Here is a 16,975-nt window from a genome sequence, read left to right as displayed (position 1 = left end):
CCGGGGTACGCGGACAGCCCGCGCCGCGTCAGCCACGAACCCGCGCCCAGGCCAGGAATCGGCTGTGCAGGTCCGGCGCGTGGTCGGGATTCAGTTGGGCGAGTTGTTCCCGCGCCTCGGTCATCAGCCCGCCGAGATAGAGCAGCAACGCGGTACGGTCCTCCCGGTACTCGACGAGCAGCGACAGCCGGGCCGGCCGGCAGGGCCACTCCGCCCCGCAGTTGCGGCACCGCCAGAGCGGGCGCACAGGCAGGTGCGGAACCACGCGCCGGCCCATCACCGCAGCCTTCGGGCGATCGCACGCGCCTCGTCGTCGGTGAGCGGAAGGAACCAGAAGAACCGCCGGACGATCTCGGGCGGTTCCGGCCCCTCGACGCGGCCACGCAGATCCCGGATCGCGCCGCGTACGAGGAACGCCATCATCCGGATGAGCGCCGCCGGTTCGAGCTGGTCGCGGGGAATGCGACGCAGAGTGGGACACGGCCACGGCTCCCGGCAGCGCTCGCATGTCCAGTCCGGCTGATACCCGACGTGCCCGATGGCGCTGAGCACACCGACCAGAGCCGTCACCAGCGGCCCCCGTTCGCCCGCCACTCCTGCGCCGGTGTCAGACGCCCCGGGCTGCCCGGGCGAACCGTGGGAAACACCCGGGTCGGCTCGCGCATCCACGCCGGCAGGTTGCTGCCGGGGTCTCGCTTCGGCAGGGTGGGCAGCTCCCGGGTACGGCACCGGAACCATCGGACACGCACATCGGCCTCCTCGTTGATGGAGGGGGCCGCCCGGCATCGTCGGGACCGGGCGGCCCCGGGCTGGAATCCGCCCGTGCTCGCCTGCGACGAGCGAATCCGCATGCGTGACAGTCTGGTGAGGACATCGCTACGGTCGGAAGGCATCAAGCCTGGTCACGGCGCACGAGTGAAGCACCGGGCCGGTCGGCGGATGTCGAATGAAATTCACGCACGGACTGTGGAGGAACTGTGGAGGAACCGACAGCCGATCTCATCCGATCGCAGCTCCGCCGGATGCGCTCCGCCGCCGGTCTCAGTCAGGAGGAGTTCGGCAGGCTTCTGCACTACTCCGCGTCCATGGTCTCGGCAGTGGAGACTGGGGCCCGTCCGCTGGATCGCGTGTTCCTTGCGCGAGCAGATGAGGCGCTGAAGACCGGCGACCTGCTGACAACGCTGCTGAAGATGGCCGAACGGGAGAGCCAGCCTTCGTGGTTCCGTCCCTGGCTGGAGGCCGAGCGCTCGGCCCGTCAGCTTCGGTATTTCAATCCGTCCCTGATCCCTGGCCTGCTTCAGACGGCGAACTATGCCCGGATGGTGCTGCGCTTCGACAGCACGAGACCCCACGAGGAAGTGGAGAAGCAGGTAGCTGCACGATTGGAGCGGCAGGAGATCTTGCTTCGCGACCGTCCCCCGCTCGTCATCGCAGTGACTGATGAGTCAGCGCTCCGCCGCCGTGACGCCATCATGGCCGAGCAGCTCGCGCACCTGCTGCACATGGCCGAACTGCCGCACGTCCAACTACACGTTATTCCAGCCGATGCCGGTCATCACGTCGGCCTTTCCGGGCCGCTGGCGCTGGCCCACTCGGCGGAAGGCGGCTGGGTGGGGCACCTGGAGAACCAGCTTGCGGGTCTGGTCGTCGATGGCGAGGATGCGATGGCGACGCTCCTGGCACGGTGGGAAGGCGTCCGCAGCGTAGCCTTGCCGCAGACCCTGTCGGTCGCCCTGATAAAGGAAGTAGAGAGTCAGCATGGACCTCAGTAGCGCGATCTGGAAGAAGTCCACCCGCAGCGGCACGAGCGGTGGTGACTGCGTGGAGGTGGCCGACAACCTGCCGGGAGTCGTACTCGTACGCGACAGCAAGGACCGCGACGGCGGCACCCTCCACGTCACCCCGTCCTCGTGGCGGTCATTCATCGCCCTGGCCAAGCAGACCGGACCCGCAGCCTGACCAACAGGCCACTTCACATCGGCTGGACCCAGGCCGCTCGCCACTGCGGGGACGGGTCATGGCCGAGGCTGGTCCAGTACTCCCGGCCCTCGACGATCCGCCCGTCGCGCACGGTCCAGAACGAGGCGACCCGGTGCACGCCCATCCCCTCGTGCGGCACCTCCACCTCGGACACCACCGTCTCGCCCGACGCCACCACCCGCAGTACCCGGATCGACCAGCCCTCCGGGTACTCGGCGTTGATCTTCACGTAATTGTCGCGACCCACGATCCGCTCGGCGCTGGCCGGCCACTCCACCACCACGTCGTCGGCCAGCAGCTCGCCGACGCCGGCCCAGTCGCGGGCCTGCATGCGATCCCACAGCGCGCGTACCACCGCTTCCGCATTCATGGGCCGGATCATGGCAGGCCCCACCGACAGCTACGACGGCTCGGCGGGCTCCGGCTCCGGATCGGCCTGTTCGACGGTACGGCGCGGGCCGGTGAACCACTTGCGGGCCGAGGCGTACCACCAGATGGCGACGCCGAGCAGCACGCCACCGATCGCGATGGGCGCGTAGTTCACAGCCGTCCAGCTGAAGTCGGGGTTGCCTGGTACACCCGCCGGGACGATCGGCAGCACGAAGTAGATCGAGATCACGGCGATCTCGACCACCGCGATCCAGCCGAGCAGCTTGTAGCGGCGGCCGAGCGTCCACGGGCCCGGGGTGAACCGGTCGCCCATCCGCAGCCGCAGGAAGATCGGGATGATGAAGGACAGGTACAGCCCGATCACCGCCACCGACACCACCGCGTAGAACGCGACAGGGATGCCGCCGCGCTGGTAGAGCGCGGGCAGCGTGAGCACCAGCCCGGCCAGCGTCGCGCCGATGATGGCGTTCACAGGCGTGCCGTTGCGGTCGACAGTCGACCACAGCCGCCAGCCGGGCACGGCCCGGTCGCGGCTGAACGCGTACGCCATCCGCGACATCGACGTCACGCAGCTCATGCCGCAGAAGAACTGCCCGATGGTGGAGATGATGATGACGGCCTTGAAGAAGAACGGCGTCAGCGCCGTCTCGAAGATCGCCCCGGAGAAGCCGCCCGCCTCGTTTATCGCGTCCACGTCGGTGGCGGCGAACAGGAACGCCAGCAGCAGGATCCAGCCGCCCACCGCCGAGTAGAAGATCGACCGCCACAGCCCCTGCGCGGCGGCCTTGGACGCGCCGCGGGTCTCCTCGGAGACGTGCGCGCAGGCGTCGAAGCCGGTGATCGTGTACTGCGTGAGCAGGAAGCCCAGCGGCAGCACGTAGAACCAGAACGCCAGCCCGCCGGTGTCGCCGTCACCGAAGCCGGAGTTGTTGAACCGCTCGGTGAACACGAACTGGAAGCTCTGGTGGTTGTCCGGGACCAGGACCAGGATCAGCACCACGGCGGCCGCGCCGGCCACGTGCCACCAGACCGAGACGTTCTGGAGTACGTCGATGATCCGGTGCCCGTAGATGTTGATCAGCCCGTGCAGCGCGAGGATCACCACGAACAGCCCGAACGTCTGGTGCCCGGTGCCGGCCCAGCCGTCGAACAGCGCCGACAGCGTCAGGTTGAGGAACGTGGCGCAGCCGTAGTCGACAGAGGCGGTCACCGCGACCAGCCCGATCAGGTTGAGCCAGCCGGTGAACCAGCCGTGCACCGGCCGGCCCATGGTCGCCGCCCACCAGTAGATCCCGCCCGCCGTCGGGTACGCGGAAACCAGCTCGGCCAGGCAGAAGCCGATGATCAGGATGAACAGCGAGATCAGCGGCCAGCCCCAGGAGATCGCCACCGGGCCGCCGTTGTTCCACGCCTGGCCGAACGTGGTGAAGCAGCCGGCCAGGATCGAGATGATGGAGAACGAGATCGCGAAGTTGGAGAAGCCGCTCCACTTGCGGCGCAACTCCTGTTTGTAGCCGAGTTCGGCGAGTCGTCGGGCGTCGTCGTCCATCGGCTGCTCGGCGGTCGGCGCGGGCGTCGTGGCCACTGCACACCTCCTCGAGGCGATGCTCGTGCGAGTGCTCGCAGTGTGCTCCCGGCCGATCAAGGTGGTCAATACGTACCCCGGTAATTGCGTTGTCGCCGGATCCCACCGGGGGCATCATTGTGGGCGTGACCAGGCCCGACCCGACGGGCCGGCGCCGGGCGCTCGGCAACGCCCGGTCCGCGGCGGCGCGCGGCGTCCACCTCTCTCTCACTGAAGTACGGCGATCGGCCGTACCCTCCGGACGCCCCGCGCCGCCGCACCTCTAGACGAACAGCAACCCGGCGACCCAGAGCGCGGCGATCATCAGGCCGGCCATGAACTCCAGCAGCATGGACAGCCCGGCCGCCTTCAGCGCCTGCACGGTGGCCGGCCAGGCGAGCCGGGTGTCGCCCAGCCGCAGCCGCTCCGCGCCGAAGATCCCGCCGACGAAGCCGATCGGCAGCCCGACCACCGGGATCACGAAGAAGCCGACCACCCCGAGCAGCCCGCCGACCAGCAGCGACGACGTGGGCACGCCGGTCCGCTTCAGGTTCCGCCCGGGCCACAGGTACTTGAGCACGGTGCCGCCGGCGGCGATCACTGTGGCGGCGGCGAGCACCGCCCAGCGGCCCGGCCCGGCGCCGCCGAACAGCGCCCACACCAGTACGCCGCCCCAGCACAGCGGCAGCGCCGGCAGCCCGGGCACTACCACTCCGGCCAGCCCGGCGATGATCGCCAGCGCGGCGACCACCGACACCACGGCCTGCGAATCGGTGAGGCTCACCGTTCTCCCTTCCTCGCCTGCCGCCGCGTGAGCGGGAGGTGTTAAGCGGGGCCCCCTGCTCTACCGGAGGCGTTAACAGGGGGCCCTTCCTTACCCGCCCAGGCGGGCGCGGATGCCGTCGGCGGGCATCGGGGCGCCGAACAGGCGGCCCTGACCGGTGTCGCACCGCAGCGCCCGCAGCCGCTCGGCCTGCACCTCGGTCTCCACCGCCTCGGCCGTGACCGACAGCTCCAGCGCGTGCGCCAGCCGGACCAGCGCGTCCACGATCCGCTCGTCCCGGTGGTCGGCGACCGCGTCCCCGCCGTCACCCTTTATCCCCTCGACGAACGGGCCCGCCAGCTTCACGCAGTGGATCGGCAGCCGCCGCAGGTACGCCAGGTTCGAGTACCCGGTGCCGAAGTCGTCGATGGCCAGCCGCAGCCCCAGGTCGGCGAGCTGGTGCAGGGTCCGCAGCGGCTCACCCGCGCTGCCCATGACCGCGCTCTCGGTCAGCTCCAGCTGCAACAGCTCGGCCGGCAGGCCGGTGTGCTGCAACGCCTCGGCGACCGTCTCCACGATGGCCGGGTCGTCCGCCTGCCGGGCGGCCAGGTTGACGCTGACCACCAGCGACGTCTCCGGGTACGCGCGCCGCCACGACTCGGCGTCGCGGCACGCCTGACGCAGCACCCACGCGCCGAGCCGGACGATCAGGCCGGTCTCCTCGGCCAGCCCGATGAACCGGTCCGGCCCGATCAGGCCCAGCTCGGGGTGCTGCCAGCGCACCAGCGCCTCGACCGCCACCATCGTGCCGTCCAGCAGCGACACGATCGGCTGGTAGTGCAGCACGAACTCGTCCCGGTCCAGCGCGGCGGGCAGGTTCGCGGCCAGCGCCGAGCGGGCGATGTCGGCGGCGCTGCGCTCCGGGTCGTACACCGCCCAGCGTCCCCGGCCCTCCGCCTTGGCCCAGTACAGCGTGGTGTCGGCGGCCTTCATCAGGTCACCGACGCTGGTTTCCGCCGCCGGGCACTCCACGATGCCGATGCTCGCCGACACGGCGAGCTGCTGGTCGGCGACGTGCACCGGCGCGGAGACGGCGGCCAGCGCCAGTTCGGCGACCTCCACCGCGTCGTCGATGCCGCCGTCGGAGTCGACCAGGATGACGAACTCGTCGCCGCCCATGCGGGCCACCAGGTGACCGCGCCCGGCCACGCAGTCGCTGAGCCGGCGGGCGATCACCTTGAGCAGCCGGTCGCCCAGGTCGTGGCCGAGGCTGTCGTTTATCGCCTTGAAGCCGTCCAGGTCGATGAAGCAGAGCCCGACGCGCTGGTCGTCGCCCGCCCCGTCGAAGACGGTGCCGAGCGTCTCGAAGAACAGCGTCCGGTTGGGCAGGCCGGTCAGCGGGTCGTGCAGCGCCTGGAACCGCAGCCGCTGCTGCAGCTCGTACCGCTCGGTGATGTCCTCGACCATGGCGACGGTGAACCGGGGCCGGCCGTCGTCGTGCCGGATCAGCGAGACCGCGAGGTCGGTCCAGACGACGCTGCCGTCCTTGCGGTAGTAGCGCTTCTCGACCCGCGCGCTGTCCCGCTTGCCCTCGATCAGCTCCTGGTACAGCTCCCACATGCCGGCCGCGTCGTCGGCGTAGGCCAGCGCCGACACGTTCATCCGCCGCATCTCCGCGACGGTGTAGCCGAGCATGTCCGCGAAGGACTGGTTGACCTCGATGATCTGCCCGTCCACACCGGCGATGCCGATGCCGATGACGGCGCCGGTGAAGACCGCCCGGAAGCGGGCCTCGCTGTCCCGCAGCGCCTGCTCGACGGTGTCCCGCGCCTGCCAGGCGGAACGGGAGATCCGCTCCTGCTGGCTGAACACCCGGTCGCGCAACGCGCGGGCGAACCCGGCGGCGAACGCGCCCTGCAGCAGCGCGACCCGCTCGCGCAGTTCGGGTGACTCCGCCCGGCCGGGCAGCACCCACTGCAGGAACCGGTCACCGAGCGCCTGCACCGACCAGTCGAGCACGCCGGGCTCGGTGAGATGCGCCTGCACCAGGGCCCGTCCCACCTCCTCCGCCGGGCGGGCGGAGAAGGTGGGGGCGAGCAGGGCCTCGCCGAGCCGCTCGGTGAGCGGCACCAGCAGGCGCTCGGTCTCGGCCGCGGTCAGCGGCACGAATCCGATGCGGCGCACCGCACGAGCCCACTCGGCGGCGTACGCGACGGCGCCGGGCCGGCTGACGTCTCCCCCGTCGATGTCCGGGGCGCGCATGGGATCAGCCGAGGGCGCGGTCGTGCCGGGCGACGCCGCCGAAGGCGCCGAACCGCTCCGGGTGCTCGTCCACGTCCGACGGTGACTCGGGCCGCCACAGTGGCATGTGCACCACGCCCGGTTCGAGGATCGTCCAGTCGCCGAAGAAGCCGGTGATCTCGGCCCGCGAGCGCAGCGTGATCTCGGTGGCGGTACGCGCGGACAGCCGCTGCGCGTCCAGCATCTCCTGCGGCTGGTCCTCGAACGTGGAGTGGGAGATGACCAGGTAGCTGCCCGGGGCGGCGGCCGCCCGCAGGGTGGCCAGGATGTCGGCCGGGCGGTCGGCGTCCGGGACGAAGTGCACGACGCCGGCGAGCAGGATGCCCAGCGGCCGGTCGAAGTCGATCAGCCCGCTGGACCGGGCGTGGTCCAGGATCAGCTTCGGCTCACGCAGGTCGGCCAGGACCGCGGTGGCGCGCTCGTTGCCGGCGAGCAGCTCGTGGCTGTGCGCCACGGCGACCGGGTCGATGTCGACGTACACGATGCGGGCGTCCGGGTTCGCGGCCTGGGCGACCTCGTGCACGTTGCCGACGGTGGGGATGCCGGAGCCGATGTCGAGGAACTGGTCGATGCCGGCGTCGAGCAGCACCCGTACCGCCCGGCGCAGGAACTCCCGGCCCGAGCGCATGGTGGCGGCCAGGTTCGGTGTCATGGCCGCGATCTGCTCGGCCAGCTGCCGGTCGATCTCGAAGTTGTGGGCCCCACCGAGGAAGTAGTCGTAGACCCGGGCGGCGCTCGGCCGACTCAGGTCGATCTCGGTGGGCGCGCCGTCCGGCGTCTGCATCGCTCGGTCCCCCAGGTCGTCGCCGCCGTCGCTGGCGGGTCGTGTGGTGCAGACCACTCTAGGCCGGTACGGCCAGGTATGGGAGATCCACAACGGGCGATGCTGCCGGCCGGCGTCAGTCGGCCGACTCCAGCAGCAGCGAGATGCCCTGGCCGACGCCGACGCACATGGTGGCGAGCGCCCGGCGGCCGCCCCGGCGGCGCAGTTCCAGCGCGGCGGTCAGCGCCAGCCGGGCGCCGCTGGCGCCGAGCGGGTGGCCCAGCGCGATCGCCCCGCCGCCCGGGTTGACGTGCTCGGCGTCCTCCGGCAGGCCCAGCTCGCGCAGCACCGCCACGGCCTGCGCGGCGAACGCCTCGTTCAGCTCGATCACGTCCACGTCGGCGAGCGACAGGCCCGTCCGGTCGAGCAGCTTGCGGGTGGCCGGCACCGGGCCGACCCCCATGATCCGCGGCGGTACGCCGGCCGCCGCCGCGCCGCGTACCCGGGCCAGCGGGGTGAGGCCGTAGCGTTCGACGGCGGCCGCGGAGGCGACGAGCAGCGCGACCGCGCCGTCGTTGACGCCGGAGGAGTTGCCGGCCGTCACCGTGCCGCCCTCACGGAACGGGGTGGGCAGCGAGGCGAGCTTCGCCAGCGTCGTCTCGCGCGGGTGCTCGTCGGCCTCGACCAGCGTCGTCTCGCGCTTGCCGGCGGGCACCGTCACCGGGACGATCTCCTCGGCCAGCCGGCCGTCGGCCTGCGCCTTGGCGGCCCGCTGCTGCGACCGGTACGCGAAGGCGTCCTGCGCGGCCCGGTCCACGCCGAACTCGGCTGCCACGTTCTCCGCCGTCTCCGGCATCGAGTCGACGCCCCAGCCCTTGCGCATCAGCGGGTTGACCAGCCGCCAGCCGATGGTGGTGTCGTACACCTCGGCGGTGCGGGCGTACGGCGTGGCCGCCTTCGGCATGACGAACGGCGCGCGGCTCATGCTCTCCACGCCGCCGGCCACCACCAGGTCGGCCTCACCGGCGACGATCGCGCGGGCGGCGGAGGCGAGCGCGTCCAGGCCGGATCCGCAGAGCCGGTTGACGGTGCTGCCCGGCACCTCCTCCGGCAGCTCGGCGAGCAGCGCGGCCATCCGGGCCACGTTGCGGTTGTCCTCGCCGGCCTGGTTGGCGCAGCCCAGGATCACGTCGTCGGTACGCGCCCAGTCGACCGACGGGTGGCGGGCCACCAGCTCGCGGACGACGTGCGCGGCCAGGTCGTCGGGGCGGACCCCGGCCAGGGCGCCGGCGTACCGGCCGATCGGGGTGCGGACTCCGGCAACGAGATAGGCCACTGTCATCGCGCGTACGTCCTTCGGGGGTGGGAAGGGGTCGGTGGGGGGTACCCGGCGCCAGGATATCCGTGACCGGAGCGGATAGGTTTGCCGCATGTCCGGGGCCCAGTTCAGCGCAGAGACAAGCGGCGGCGGCGCGTTCGTCCGCCAGCCCAACCGGTTCACCGGCCGGGTCACCCCGCACTCCACCTCCCCGGAGGGCGGCGGGCCGGACGATCAGGGGCGCTGGCCGCTGGAGGCGGGCCGCTACCGGCTGATCTGGTGCCGGGCCTGCCCGTGGGCGCACCGGGCCCGGATCGTGCGCGGCCTGCTCGGGCTGGACGAGGTGATCTCGCTGGGCACCGTCGACCCGATCCGGGACGAGCGGGGCTGGCGGTTCGCGCTCGACCCGGACGGCTTCGACCCGGTGCTCGGCATCGGCTTCCTGTCCGAGGCGTACCTGTCCACCGACGCGGACTACACCGGCCGGGTGACCGTGCCGGCGCTCGTGGACACGCTCACCGGACGGGTGGTCACGAACGACTATCCGCAGCTCACGCTCGACTTCTCGACCGAGTGGCGGCGGTTCCACGCGCCGGACGCACCCGATCTGTACCCGGTCGAGCTGCGCCCGGAGATGGACGCGCTGATGGCGGAGATCCACCGGGACGTCAACAACGGCGTCTACCGATGCGGGTTCGCCACCTCCCAGGAGGCGTACGACGAGGCGTTCACCGCGCTGTTCGCCCGCCTCGACGCGCTGAGCGAGCGGCTGGCCGGCCGGCGCTACCTGATGGGCGACGCGATCACCGAGGCGGACGTGCGGCTGTTCACCACGCTGGTGCGCTTCGACGTGGCGTACCACGGGCACTTCAAGTGCAACCTGCGCAAGCTGACCGAGATGCCGGTGCTCTGGGCGTACGCACGGGACCTGTTCCAGACGCCGGGCTTCGGCGAGACGGTGGACTTCGACCACATCAAGCGGCACTACTACGCCACCCACGACATGATCAACCCGACCCGGATCGTGCCGCTCGGCCCCGACCTGTCCGGCTGGACCACCCCGCACGGACGTGGCTGAGGACACCGGCCGCCGGATCTCCGCCGCGTTCGCCGCCGTCTGCCTGGCCGCCGGCGCGGCTGCGGTGACTGTTGCGGTGGTCGCCGGTCCCGGTCCCGGACCCGTCGCGTACGTGAGTGAGGCGGGCATCGCGGACAGCGGGTACGCCGGGGCGTACCGGATCGGGATCTTCTCGGTGGCCGCGTCGCTGCTGCTGCTCGCCGGGGCGCTGCCGCCGGGGTTGCGGGCGGCGGCCGGGCTGCTCGGCATCGGCGCGGTCGCGACTGTGCTGTCCGGCGCTGTCACGTGCAGCGAGGGCTGTCCGTTGCCGCCGTTCGAGGCGCCCACGGTGGCGGACCTGGTGCACGGCGGGGCCAGCATCGCGGCGACCGCCGCTGTGGTGCTGGCCATGCTCGTGGTGCTGTTCTCCGGGGCGGCGGACCAGGGGCTGCGGCGGATCGCCGCGGTCGGCGCGGCGGTGGCGCTGCCGGTGGCCGTCGTGGTCGCGCTGGCGCTGCTGCTGGTCGGCCGCAGCACGCTGCTCGGGCTGTCGGAGCGGGTGCTGCTGGTCGTGGTCGCCGCCTGGGGACTGGTCACCTCCGGATACCTGGCTGTAAGGAGCCTCACCGGCGACGGTCCTTCCGTTCCCACCCGCGACGGGAGTAACGTGTCGCGACGATGACCAATGTCTGGTGCCTCACCGAGCGCCTGTACGTCGATCTGCGACGGCAGGCCAGCGGCGTCTGTCCGGCGTAGCTCCACGCCCTGACGCCCGCCTTCCCTCTCCAGACCTTGGACCGTCCTCATGGCTTCCGCCCTGCGCAGAATTCCCTTCTCCGTCCAGATCCTGCTGGGCCTCGTGCTCGGTGTGGCGCTCGGTTTCCTCGCCCGCGCCGCCGACCTCGCCTGGCTGACCAGCACGCTCGACACCGTCGGCGGCCTCTTCGTCCAGCTGCTCAAGCTGGCCGTGCCGCCGCTTGTCTTCACCGCCATCGTGGTCAGCGTGGTCAGCCTGCGCGGCGTCGCCAACGCCGCCCGGCTCGCCGTCAAGACGCTGCTCTGGTTCGCCGTCACCGCGCTCATCGCGGTGAGCATCGGCATCGGCCTCGGCCTGCTCACCGACCCCGGCCGCGGCGTCAACCTGGACCCGGCCGGCGCCACCGCGCCGAAGACCACCGGCTCCTGGATCGACTTCCTCACCGGCATCGTCCCGACCAACCCGGTCGGCGCGTTCGTCGAGGGCAACGTCCTGCAGATGGTCTTCCTCGCCCTGGTGGTGGGTGCCGCCGCGCTGCTCGTCGGCGACGCCGCCGAGCCGTTCGTGTCGCTCAACCGCTCGCTGCTGTCGATCGTGCAGAAGGCGCTCTGGTGGGTCATCCGGCTCGCCCCGATCGGCACGCTCGGCCTGATCGGCAACGCCGTCGCCTCGTACGGCTGGGACCTGCTGGCCCCGCTCGCGAAGTTCACCACGGCCGTCTACGTCGGCTGCGCGCTGGTGCTGTTCGTGGTCTACCCGGTGCTGCTCGCGGTGGCCGGCAAGCTCAACCCGCTGCGCTTCTTCGCCGGCGCCTGGCCCGCCATCGAGCTGGCGTTCGTGTCCCGCTCCTCGGTGGGCACCATGCCGGTGACCCAGCGCTCGGTGGAGCGCCTCGGCGTCCCCCGCGAGTACGCCTCCTTCGCCGTGCCGTTCGGCGCCACCACGAAGATGGACGGCTGCGCCGCCATCTACCCGGCGCTCGCCGCGATCTTCGTGGCGCAGGTGTTCGGCGTGGACCTGGGCGTCACCGACTACCTGCTGATCGCGTTCGTCTCGGTGGTCGGCTCGGCCGCCACCGCCGGCCTGACCGGCGCGATCGTCATGCTCACGCTGACCCTGAGCACGCTGGGCCTGCCGCTGGCCGGGGCCGGCCTGCTGCTGGCCATCGACCCGATCCTGGACATGATCCGCACCGCCACGAACGTGGCCGGTCAAGCGGTGGTGCCGACCATCGTGGCCGCCCGGGAGGGCACGCTCGACCGGGCCGCGTACGACTCGGCCGGCAAGCGCGACCTGATCGAGCCGGTCGAGACCGAGCGGCTCGACCCCGTACCCGCCTGATCCACACTTCTTCGGGTGCGTCTTCCGAAAGCGGGAGGCGCACCCGAAGCCATGACCGGAGGATCTTCGACAATGAGCGCCCTGTTCACCCCGCTCGCCCTGCGCGGCGTCACGCTGCCCAACCGGATCGCGCTGGCGCCCATGTGCCAGTACAGCGCCGGGCCCGACGGCCTGCCCACCGACTGGCACCGCGTCCACCTCGGCTCCCGCGCGGTCGGCGGGGCCGGGCTCGTGATCACCGAGGCGACAGCTGTGGTGCCCGAGGGCCGGATCAGCCCGCAGGACACCGGCCTCTGGTCCGGCGCGCACGTCGACGCCTGGCGGCCGATCACCGCGTTCGTCGCCGACCACGGCGCGGTGCCGGCCGTGCAGCTCGCGCACGCCGGGTTCAAGGCGTCCACGTACCGGCCGTGGGCGCCGGCGCGCGGCGGCGTGCCGGACGCCGAGGGCGGCTGGACCCCGGTGGGCCCGGGCGACCAGCCGTTCGTGCCGGAGTACCGCACGCCCACCGCGCTGGACGAGGCGGGCATCGCCGCAGTGGTGGACGCCTTCGCCACCGCCGCCGGGCGGGCGCTGGACGCCGGGTTCGCCGCCGTGGAGATCCACGCCGCGCACGGCTACCTGCTGCACGAGTTCCTGTCCCCGCTGACCAACCGGCGCACCGACGGCTGGGGCGGCGACCGGGCCGCCCGGATGCGGCTCACCCTGGAGGTGGCCCGCGCGGTACGCGCCGCCGTCGGCGAGTCGGTGCCGGTGCTGACCCGGATCTCCGCCACCGACTGGACCGACGACGGCTGGACCGTCGAGGACAGCGTTGTGCTCGCCGGGGAGCTGGCCGCCGCCGGGGTGGACCTGGTCGACACGTCCTCCGGCGGCGCGGCGGTCCGGGCGTCCATCCCGGTCGGACCCGGCTACCAGGTGCCGCTGGCCGCCCGGATCCGCCGCGACGCCGGGGTGCCGACCGGCGCGGTGGGCCTGATCGTCGAGCCCGAGCAGGCCGAGCAGATCGTGGCCGGCGGCGAGGCGGACCTGGTGCTGCTGGGCCGGGAACTGCTGCGCGACCCGTACTGGCCGCGCCGCGCCGCCGCCAAGCTCGGCACCACCCCCGCCTGGCCCAACCAGTACGCCCGAGCCTTCTGACCGTGCGCGTCGATCATGAAGTTGGCGGCGTTCCGCGTCCGTTTTGTCGCCGCCAACTTCATGATCAACCGGGAGAACGCGGTCAGCCGGCCAGGTGGTTCCAGCGGGGTTCCAGGTCGGTCCAGGCGCCCTGGTCGGCCACCGTGCCGTCGATCAGCACCACCACGTGGTCGGCCCGCACCAGCGCGGCCCGCTTCGCGGTCGAGCCGACCACAGTCACCCCGTGCTCGCGCAGCGCCGCCCACAACGCCAGCTCCGTGCTCACGTCCAGCGCCGACGACACGTCGTCGGCCACCAGCAGCTCGGTACGCGGCGCGAGCGCCCGGGCCAGCGCCAGCCGCTGGAGCTGCCCACCGGAGAGCCGGGTGCCCTTGTGCCCGATCAGCAACCCGAGCCCGCCTCCCGCGGCGGCCAGGTCGTGTTCGAGCTGGGCGGTCGAGACCGCACCGGCGGCGTCCACCTGGTGCCCGAGCGCGATGTTGTCGGCCACCGTGCCGGAGAGCACCCGGGGCAGCTGACCCACGTACCCGACCTGGTTGGGGCGCAGGAACATCTCCGGCTCGGTCACCGGGTCGCCGTTCCAGCGCAGCTCGCCGACGTGGTGCACGATCCCGGCGAGTGCGCGCAGCAGCGACGACTTGCCGGACCCGACCGGGCCGACGACCAGCACCAGCTGCCCGCGCTCGACCACCAGGTCGACGTCGCGCACGGCCAGCGTGCCGTCGGAGTGCAGCGCGCCGAAGCCGGCCAGTTCCAGGCGGCGCAGCGGGTGCCGGGGCGGCGGCTCGGGCGCGGGCGCGGTCCCGGCGACCAGATCCAGGCCGGGCACCGGCGCCGCGTACACGGCCTCGCCGGTCATCGCCACCGTCCGCTTCGTCCACACCCGCGCCGACGGGTACTGCGAGACCAGTGACGCGGTGGTCCACGCGAACCAGCGGGCCGCGCCGAGCGTGGAGACGGCCACCAGCGTGGCGCCCGCGGACAGCCCGCCGGCCAGGTAGAGCGCCCACGCGCCGATCGGCAGCAGGCCGCTGGCCACCGACGGGGTGGACCGGGCCCACACCTGCATGGCGATCTCGCGCCGCTGCCGCTCGCTGCGTACCTCGTCGAGCCGGGCGAGGTGCCGCAGCACCGGGCGGGTGGCGCCGGCCAGCTTGACCGTACGGGCGGCGGACAGCGCGGAGACCAGCGCGGTGGCGAACGCGGCGCGCGCCTTCACCGTGCCGGCCGCGGTGCGTTCCAGCCGCGGCCCGAACAGCGTCGCCGCCAGCCCGGAGACCACCATCGTGCCGACGAAGAACAACGCCGGTACGAAGCTGCCGGTCACCAGCGTCATGGTGACCACGATGACCAGCGAGATGAACTGGTCCATCAGGTTGTCGGCGAGGTGCACCACCCGGTCGGTGTCGCCGCCCTGGGCCACCACCTCGGCCGGGGTGTGCCCGCTGACCCGGCGCGCGCCGGTCTGTCCGTGCACCAGCCGGGCGCTGATCCGCAGCATCTGCCGGATCCACCACTGCGGGAACCACAGGTTCGTCAGGTACGGCAGCGGCAGCACCACGAGCAGCGCGGCCACGATGCCCAGCGCCGGCAGCCACGGGTCGCCGCCGCCGACCAGGTCGGCCCAGAGCCAGGGCAGCACCGCGCCGTCCATCCCGAGCACAGTCATCACGATGAACAGGCCGACCGAGATCAGGCCGTACCGCGGGTCGTTGAGGCCCAGCCGGAGGATCTCGCGCATGGTCCGCGCGGGGGGCGCGGGCGGCGCGGGTGGCGGGTCGGCGCGCGGCACGGCGGCCGGCCGCGTCGCGGGCGCGGTGGGCGTCGCGGGCGCGTCGTCCCAGGCGGGGGCGTCGAGCAGGTCGACGCCGCCGCGCCGGGCGCCCACCCCGGCGTACGCCCCGGCGTGGCTGGTGGCGAGCAGTTCGGCGAAGCGGGCCGACTCGCGCAGCGGACCGGCCTCCAGCACGGTGCCGTCGGCCATCACGACCACCTCGTCGCAGCGGCGCACCGAGGAGAGCCGGTGCGCGATGACGATGCCGATCCGGTCGGTGAGCAGCCGTTCGGTGGCCTCGCGTACCCGGTTCTCGGTGACCGGGTCGAGCCGCGCGGTGGCCTCGTCGAGGATCACCACGTGCGGGTCGCGGACCAGGATGCGGGCGAACGCGACGAGCTGCTCCTGCCCGGCGGAGAGCACGTAGCCGCCGTCGCCGAGCCGGGTGTGCACGCCGTCGGGCAGCTCGGCGATCCAGCCGGACAGGCCCAGCTCGGCCAGCGCCCGCTCGGCGGCGTCCAGCAGCTCCGGGTCGAACAGCGCCACGTTCTCGGCGAGCGTGCCGGCCAGGATCTCGGTGCGCTGCGGCACCACGGCAATCCACCGGCGCAGTTCCTCCACGTCCAGGTCGACCAGGTCGGTGTCGCCGAGGAACACCGTGCCGCGGGGCACGTCGACCGCCCGGGTGAGCACCTTTGCCAGCGTCGACTTGCCCGAGCCGGTACGCCCGACGAGCGCGTACGAGCGGCCCCGGACGAAGTCGAGGCGCACGTCGCGCAGCGCCGGCCCGCGCTCGTCCCCGCCGACCGGGTAGCGGTAGGTGAGCCCGCGCACGGTCAGGTCGCCGTCGACCGGGGTGGCCCCGCCCTCCGGCTCCTGCGGCGACCCGGCGAGCAGTTGCACCCGGCCCCACGCGCCGAACGCCTGCTGCAGGTGCGGCACCCAGCGGGCGATGTGCTCGACAGTCGCGCCGAACGCGATGGCCAGCAGCCAGATCCCGGTCAGCCGGGCGGCGTCGACGCGGCCGGTGGCGAGCGCCCACGCGCCGCCCAGCACCACACCGGCGATGCCGACCCGGACCGCGCCGGCGGCGGCCGCGGTGACCCGGGCGGAGAGCCGGAACACCCGGACGCACCGGGCGATCACCTCGGCCGCGCGGCGGGCGTAGAGGCGCAGCACGTACGGCCGGGCGAGGCTGGTGCGCACGTCGTCCTGCCCGTGCACCGCCTCCTCCATCACCGCCGCGAGGTCGGACCACGCCTCCTCCTCGGCCATCCGGGCCGGGGCGATCCGGGCGGTCGGGCGGCGCAGCGTCACCGCGAGCAGGGAGGTGAGCACGATCATGCCGACACCGGCGGGCCACCAGACGATCAGCGCGCTCACCGTCGCGAGGACGCAGACCGCGAGGCCCTGCGCCAGCCGTACGCCGGTGTTCCGCATCTCGGCGGCGACCTGGTAGACGTCGTTGTCGATCCGGTCGAGCAACTCGCCGACCGGCGTGGTCTCCAGGGTGGGCAGGTCCTGGCCGAGCGCGACCCGGCAGAGCCGCCGCCGCACGTCGGCCGACCAGTCGGCGGTGAGCCGCGCCATGATCAGGCCGATCAGCAGGTCGGTGACGACAGCGGCGACGAGCGCCACCGCGAGCGCGACGAACCAGCCGGACGAACGGTGCACCAGCACCGGCCCGGCCAGCGCGGACGCGGCCGCCTGGCCACCGGCCCCGAGCACGATCAGCAGCAGGACCGCCGCCATCCGCCGGGGCGCCGTGGCCCAGAGATCTCGGAGCAGGCGCATGGAAGGTCCTCCGGACTCGGATCGGTGGGGGCG

15 protein-coding genes are annotated in these 16,975 nt (G+C 72.7%); 6 read left to right on the top strand and 9 right to left on the bottom strand.

Annotated features, from left to right (window positions below; all coding sequences use genetic code 11):
* Positions 1-28: 28 nt before the first annotated feature.
* Positions 29-277, bottom strand: coding sequence for a hypothetical protein (locus A4R25_RS14820; protein ID WP_064447072.1), 249 nt, complete (start codon positions 275-277; stop codon positions 29-31).
* Positions 277-570, bottom strand: a complete 294-nt coding sequence (locus A4R25_RS14815; RefSeq protein WP_223201207.1) for a hypothetical protein — start codon at positions 568-570, stop codon at positions 277-279. The genes A4R25_RS14820 and A4R25_RS14815 overlap by 1 nt, the downstream gene beginning before the upstream one ends.
* A 452-nt stretch (positions 571-1,022) precedes the next feature.
* Between A4R25_RS14815 and A4R25_RS14810 the strand changes: the two genes are divergently transcribed.
* Both A4R25_RS14810 and A4R25_RS14805 read left to right on the top strand, forming a co-directional pair.
* Complete coding sequence (locus A4R25_RS14810; RefSeq protein WP_051611197.1) at positions 1,023-1,772, top strand: helix-turn-helix transcriptional regulator; 750 nt, start codon at positions 1,023-1,025, stop codon at positions 1,770-1,772.
* Positions 1,759-1,959, top strand: coding sequence for a DUF397 domain-containing protein (locus A4R25_RS14805; protein WP_043325844.1), 201 nt, complete (start codon positions 1,759-1,761; stop codon positions 1,957-1,959). Before A4R25_RS14810 ends, A4R25_RS14805 begins: the two co-directional genes overlap by 14 nt.
* 13 nt (positions 1,960-1,972) lie before the next feature.
* Here the strand turns inward: A4R25_RS14805 and A4R25_RS14800 are convergent, their stop codons facing one another.
* The 6 genes from A4R25_RS14800 to pcaF form a co-directional block, all read right to left on the bottom strand.
* Complete coding sequence (locus A4R25_RS14800; protein ID WP_064447071.1) at positions 1,973-2,350, bottom strand: nuclear transport factor 2 family protein; 378 nt, start codon at positions 2,348-2,350, stop codon at positions 1,973-1,975.
* Between the two features lie 30 nt (positions 2,351-2,380).
* Positions 2,381-3,955, bottom strand: coding sequence for an amino acid permease (locus A4R25_RS14795; protein ID WP_043325847.1), 1,575 nt, complete (start codon positions 3,953-3,955; stop codon positions 2,381-2,383).
* A 262-nt stretch (positions 3,956-4,217) separates the two neighbouring features.
* Positions 4,218-4,718, bottom strand: coding sequence for a DUF456 domain-containing protein (locus tag A4R25_RS14790; RefSeq protein WP_043325848.1), 501 nt, complete (start codon positions 4,716-4,718; stop codon positions 4,218-4,220).
* A 90-nt stretch (positions 4,719-4,808) separates the two neighbouring features.
* Positions 4,809-6,959, bottom strand: coding sequence for a bifunctional diguanylate cyclase/phosphodiesterase (locus A4R25_RS14785; protein ID WP_043325850.1), 2,151 nt, complete (start codon positions 6,957-6,959; stop codon positions 4,809-4,811).
* Between the two features lie 4 nt (positions 6,960-6,963).
* Complete coding sequence (locus A4R25_RS14780; RefSeq protein WP_064447258.1) at positions 6,964-7,782, bottom strand: SAM-dependent methyltransferase; 819 nt, start codon at positions 7,780-7,782, stop codon at positions 6,964-6,966.
* A 115-nt stretch (positions 7,783-7,897) separates the two neighbouring features.
* Complete coding sequence (pcaF, locus tag A4R25_RS14775; RefSeq protein WP_064447070.1) at positions 7,898-9,103, bottom strand: 3-oxoadipyl-CoA thiolase; 1,206 nt, start codon at positions 9,101-9,103, stop codon at positions 7,898-7,900.
* 88 nt (positions 9,104-9,191) lie between these two features.
* Here pcaF and A4R25_RS14770 point away from each other — a divergent pair, with 88 nt between their 5' ends.
* From A4R25_RS14770 to A4R25_RS14755, 4 genes are all read left to right on the top strand, one after another.
* Positions 9,192-10,157, top strand: a complete 966-nt coding sequence (locus A4R25_RS14770; RefSeq protein WP_043325853.1) for a glutathione S-transferase family protein — start codon at positions 9,192-9,194, stop codon at positions 10,155-10,157.
* Entirely contained in the window at positions 10,150-10,818 is a 669-nt protein-coding gene (locus A4R25_RS14765) for a DUF998 domain-containing protein (RefSeq protein WP_064447069.1), read from the top strand. Before A4R25_RS14770 ends, A4R25_RS14765 begins: the two co-directional genes overlap by 8 nt.
* A 135-nt stretch (positions 10,819-10,953) precedes the next feature.
* The gene (locus tag A4R25_RS14760) at positions 10,954-12,234 is read left to right on the top strand and encodes a dicarboxylate/amino acid:cation symporter (protein ID WP_197494912.1); all 1,281 of its coding nucleotides are present in this window, start codon (positions 10,954-10,956) and stop codon (positions 12,232-12,234) included.
* 72 nt (positions 12,235-12,306) lie between these two features.
* Positions 12,307-13,374, top strand: coding sequence for an NADH:flavin oxidoreductase/NADH oxidase (locus A4R25_RS14755; RefSeq protein WP_064447067.1), 1,068 nt, complete (start codon positions 12,307-12,309; stop codon positions 13,372-13,374).
* A gap of 82 nt (positions 13,375-13,456) precedes the next feature.
* Here A4R25_RS14755 and A4R25_RS14750 read toward each other — a convergent pair whose 3' ends face one another.
* A complete protein-coding gene (locus A4R25_RS14750) occupies positions 13,457-16,942 on the bottom strand; it encodes an ABC transporter ATP-binding protein (protein ID WP_064447066.1) in 3,486 nt (1,161 codons plus the stop codon).
* Positions 16,943-16,975 lie beyond the last annotated feature (33 nt).

This window comes from Micromonospora sp. NBRC 110037, assembly GCF_001652995.1.
GTDB lineage: Bacteria > Actinomycetota > Actinomycetes > Mycobacteriales > Micromonosporaceae > Micromonospora > Micromonospora chalcea.
The sequence above is the reverse complement of the archived record's forward strand: the minus strand, read 5'-3'. Positions and strand labels throughout refer to the sequence as shown.

Coding starts and splice junctions, on each gene's coding strand:
- A4R25_RS14750 (WP_064447066.1), bottom strand. CDS start 16,942: ATGCGCCTGCTCCGAGATCTCTGGGCCACGGCGCCCCGGCGGATGGCG.
- pcaF (WP_064447070.1), bottom strand. CDS start 9,103: ATGACAGTGGCCTATCTCGTTGCCGGAGTCCGCACCCCGATCGGCCGG.
- A4R25_RS14770 (WP_043325853.1), top strand. CDS start 9,192: ATGTCCGGGGCCCAGTTCAGCGCAGAGACAAGCGGCGGCGGCGCGTTC.
- A4R25_RS14820 (WP_064447072.1), bottom strand. CDS start 277: ATGGGCCGGCGCGTGGTTCCGCACCTGCCTGTGCGCCCGCTCTGGCGG.
- A4R25_RS14785 (WP_043325850.1), bottom strand. CDS start 6,959: ATGCGCGCCCCGGACATCGACGGGGGAGACGTCAGCCGGCCCGGCGCC.
- A4R25_RS14800 (WP_064447071.1), bottom strand. CDS start 2,350: ATGAATGCGGAAGCGGTGGTACGCGCGCTGTGGGATCGCATGCAGGCC.
- A4R25_RS14780 (WP_064447258.1), bottom strand. CDS start 7,782: ATGCAGACGCCGGACGGCGCGCCCACCGAGATCGACCTGAGTCGGCCG.
- A4R25_RS14805 (WP_043325844.1), top strand. CDS start 1,759: ATGGACCTCAGTAGCGCGATCTGGAAGAAGTCCACCCGCAGCGGCACG.
- A4R25_RS14755 (WP_064447067.1), top strand. CDS start 12,307: ATGAGCGCCCTGTTCACCCCGCTCGCCCTGCGCGGCGTCACGCTGCCC.
- A4R25_RS14810 (WP_051611197.1), top strand. CDS start 1,023: ATGCGCTCCGCCGCCGGTCTCAGTCAGGAGGAGTTCGGCAGGCTTCTG.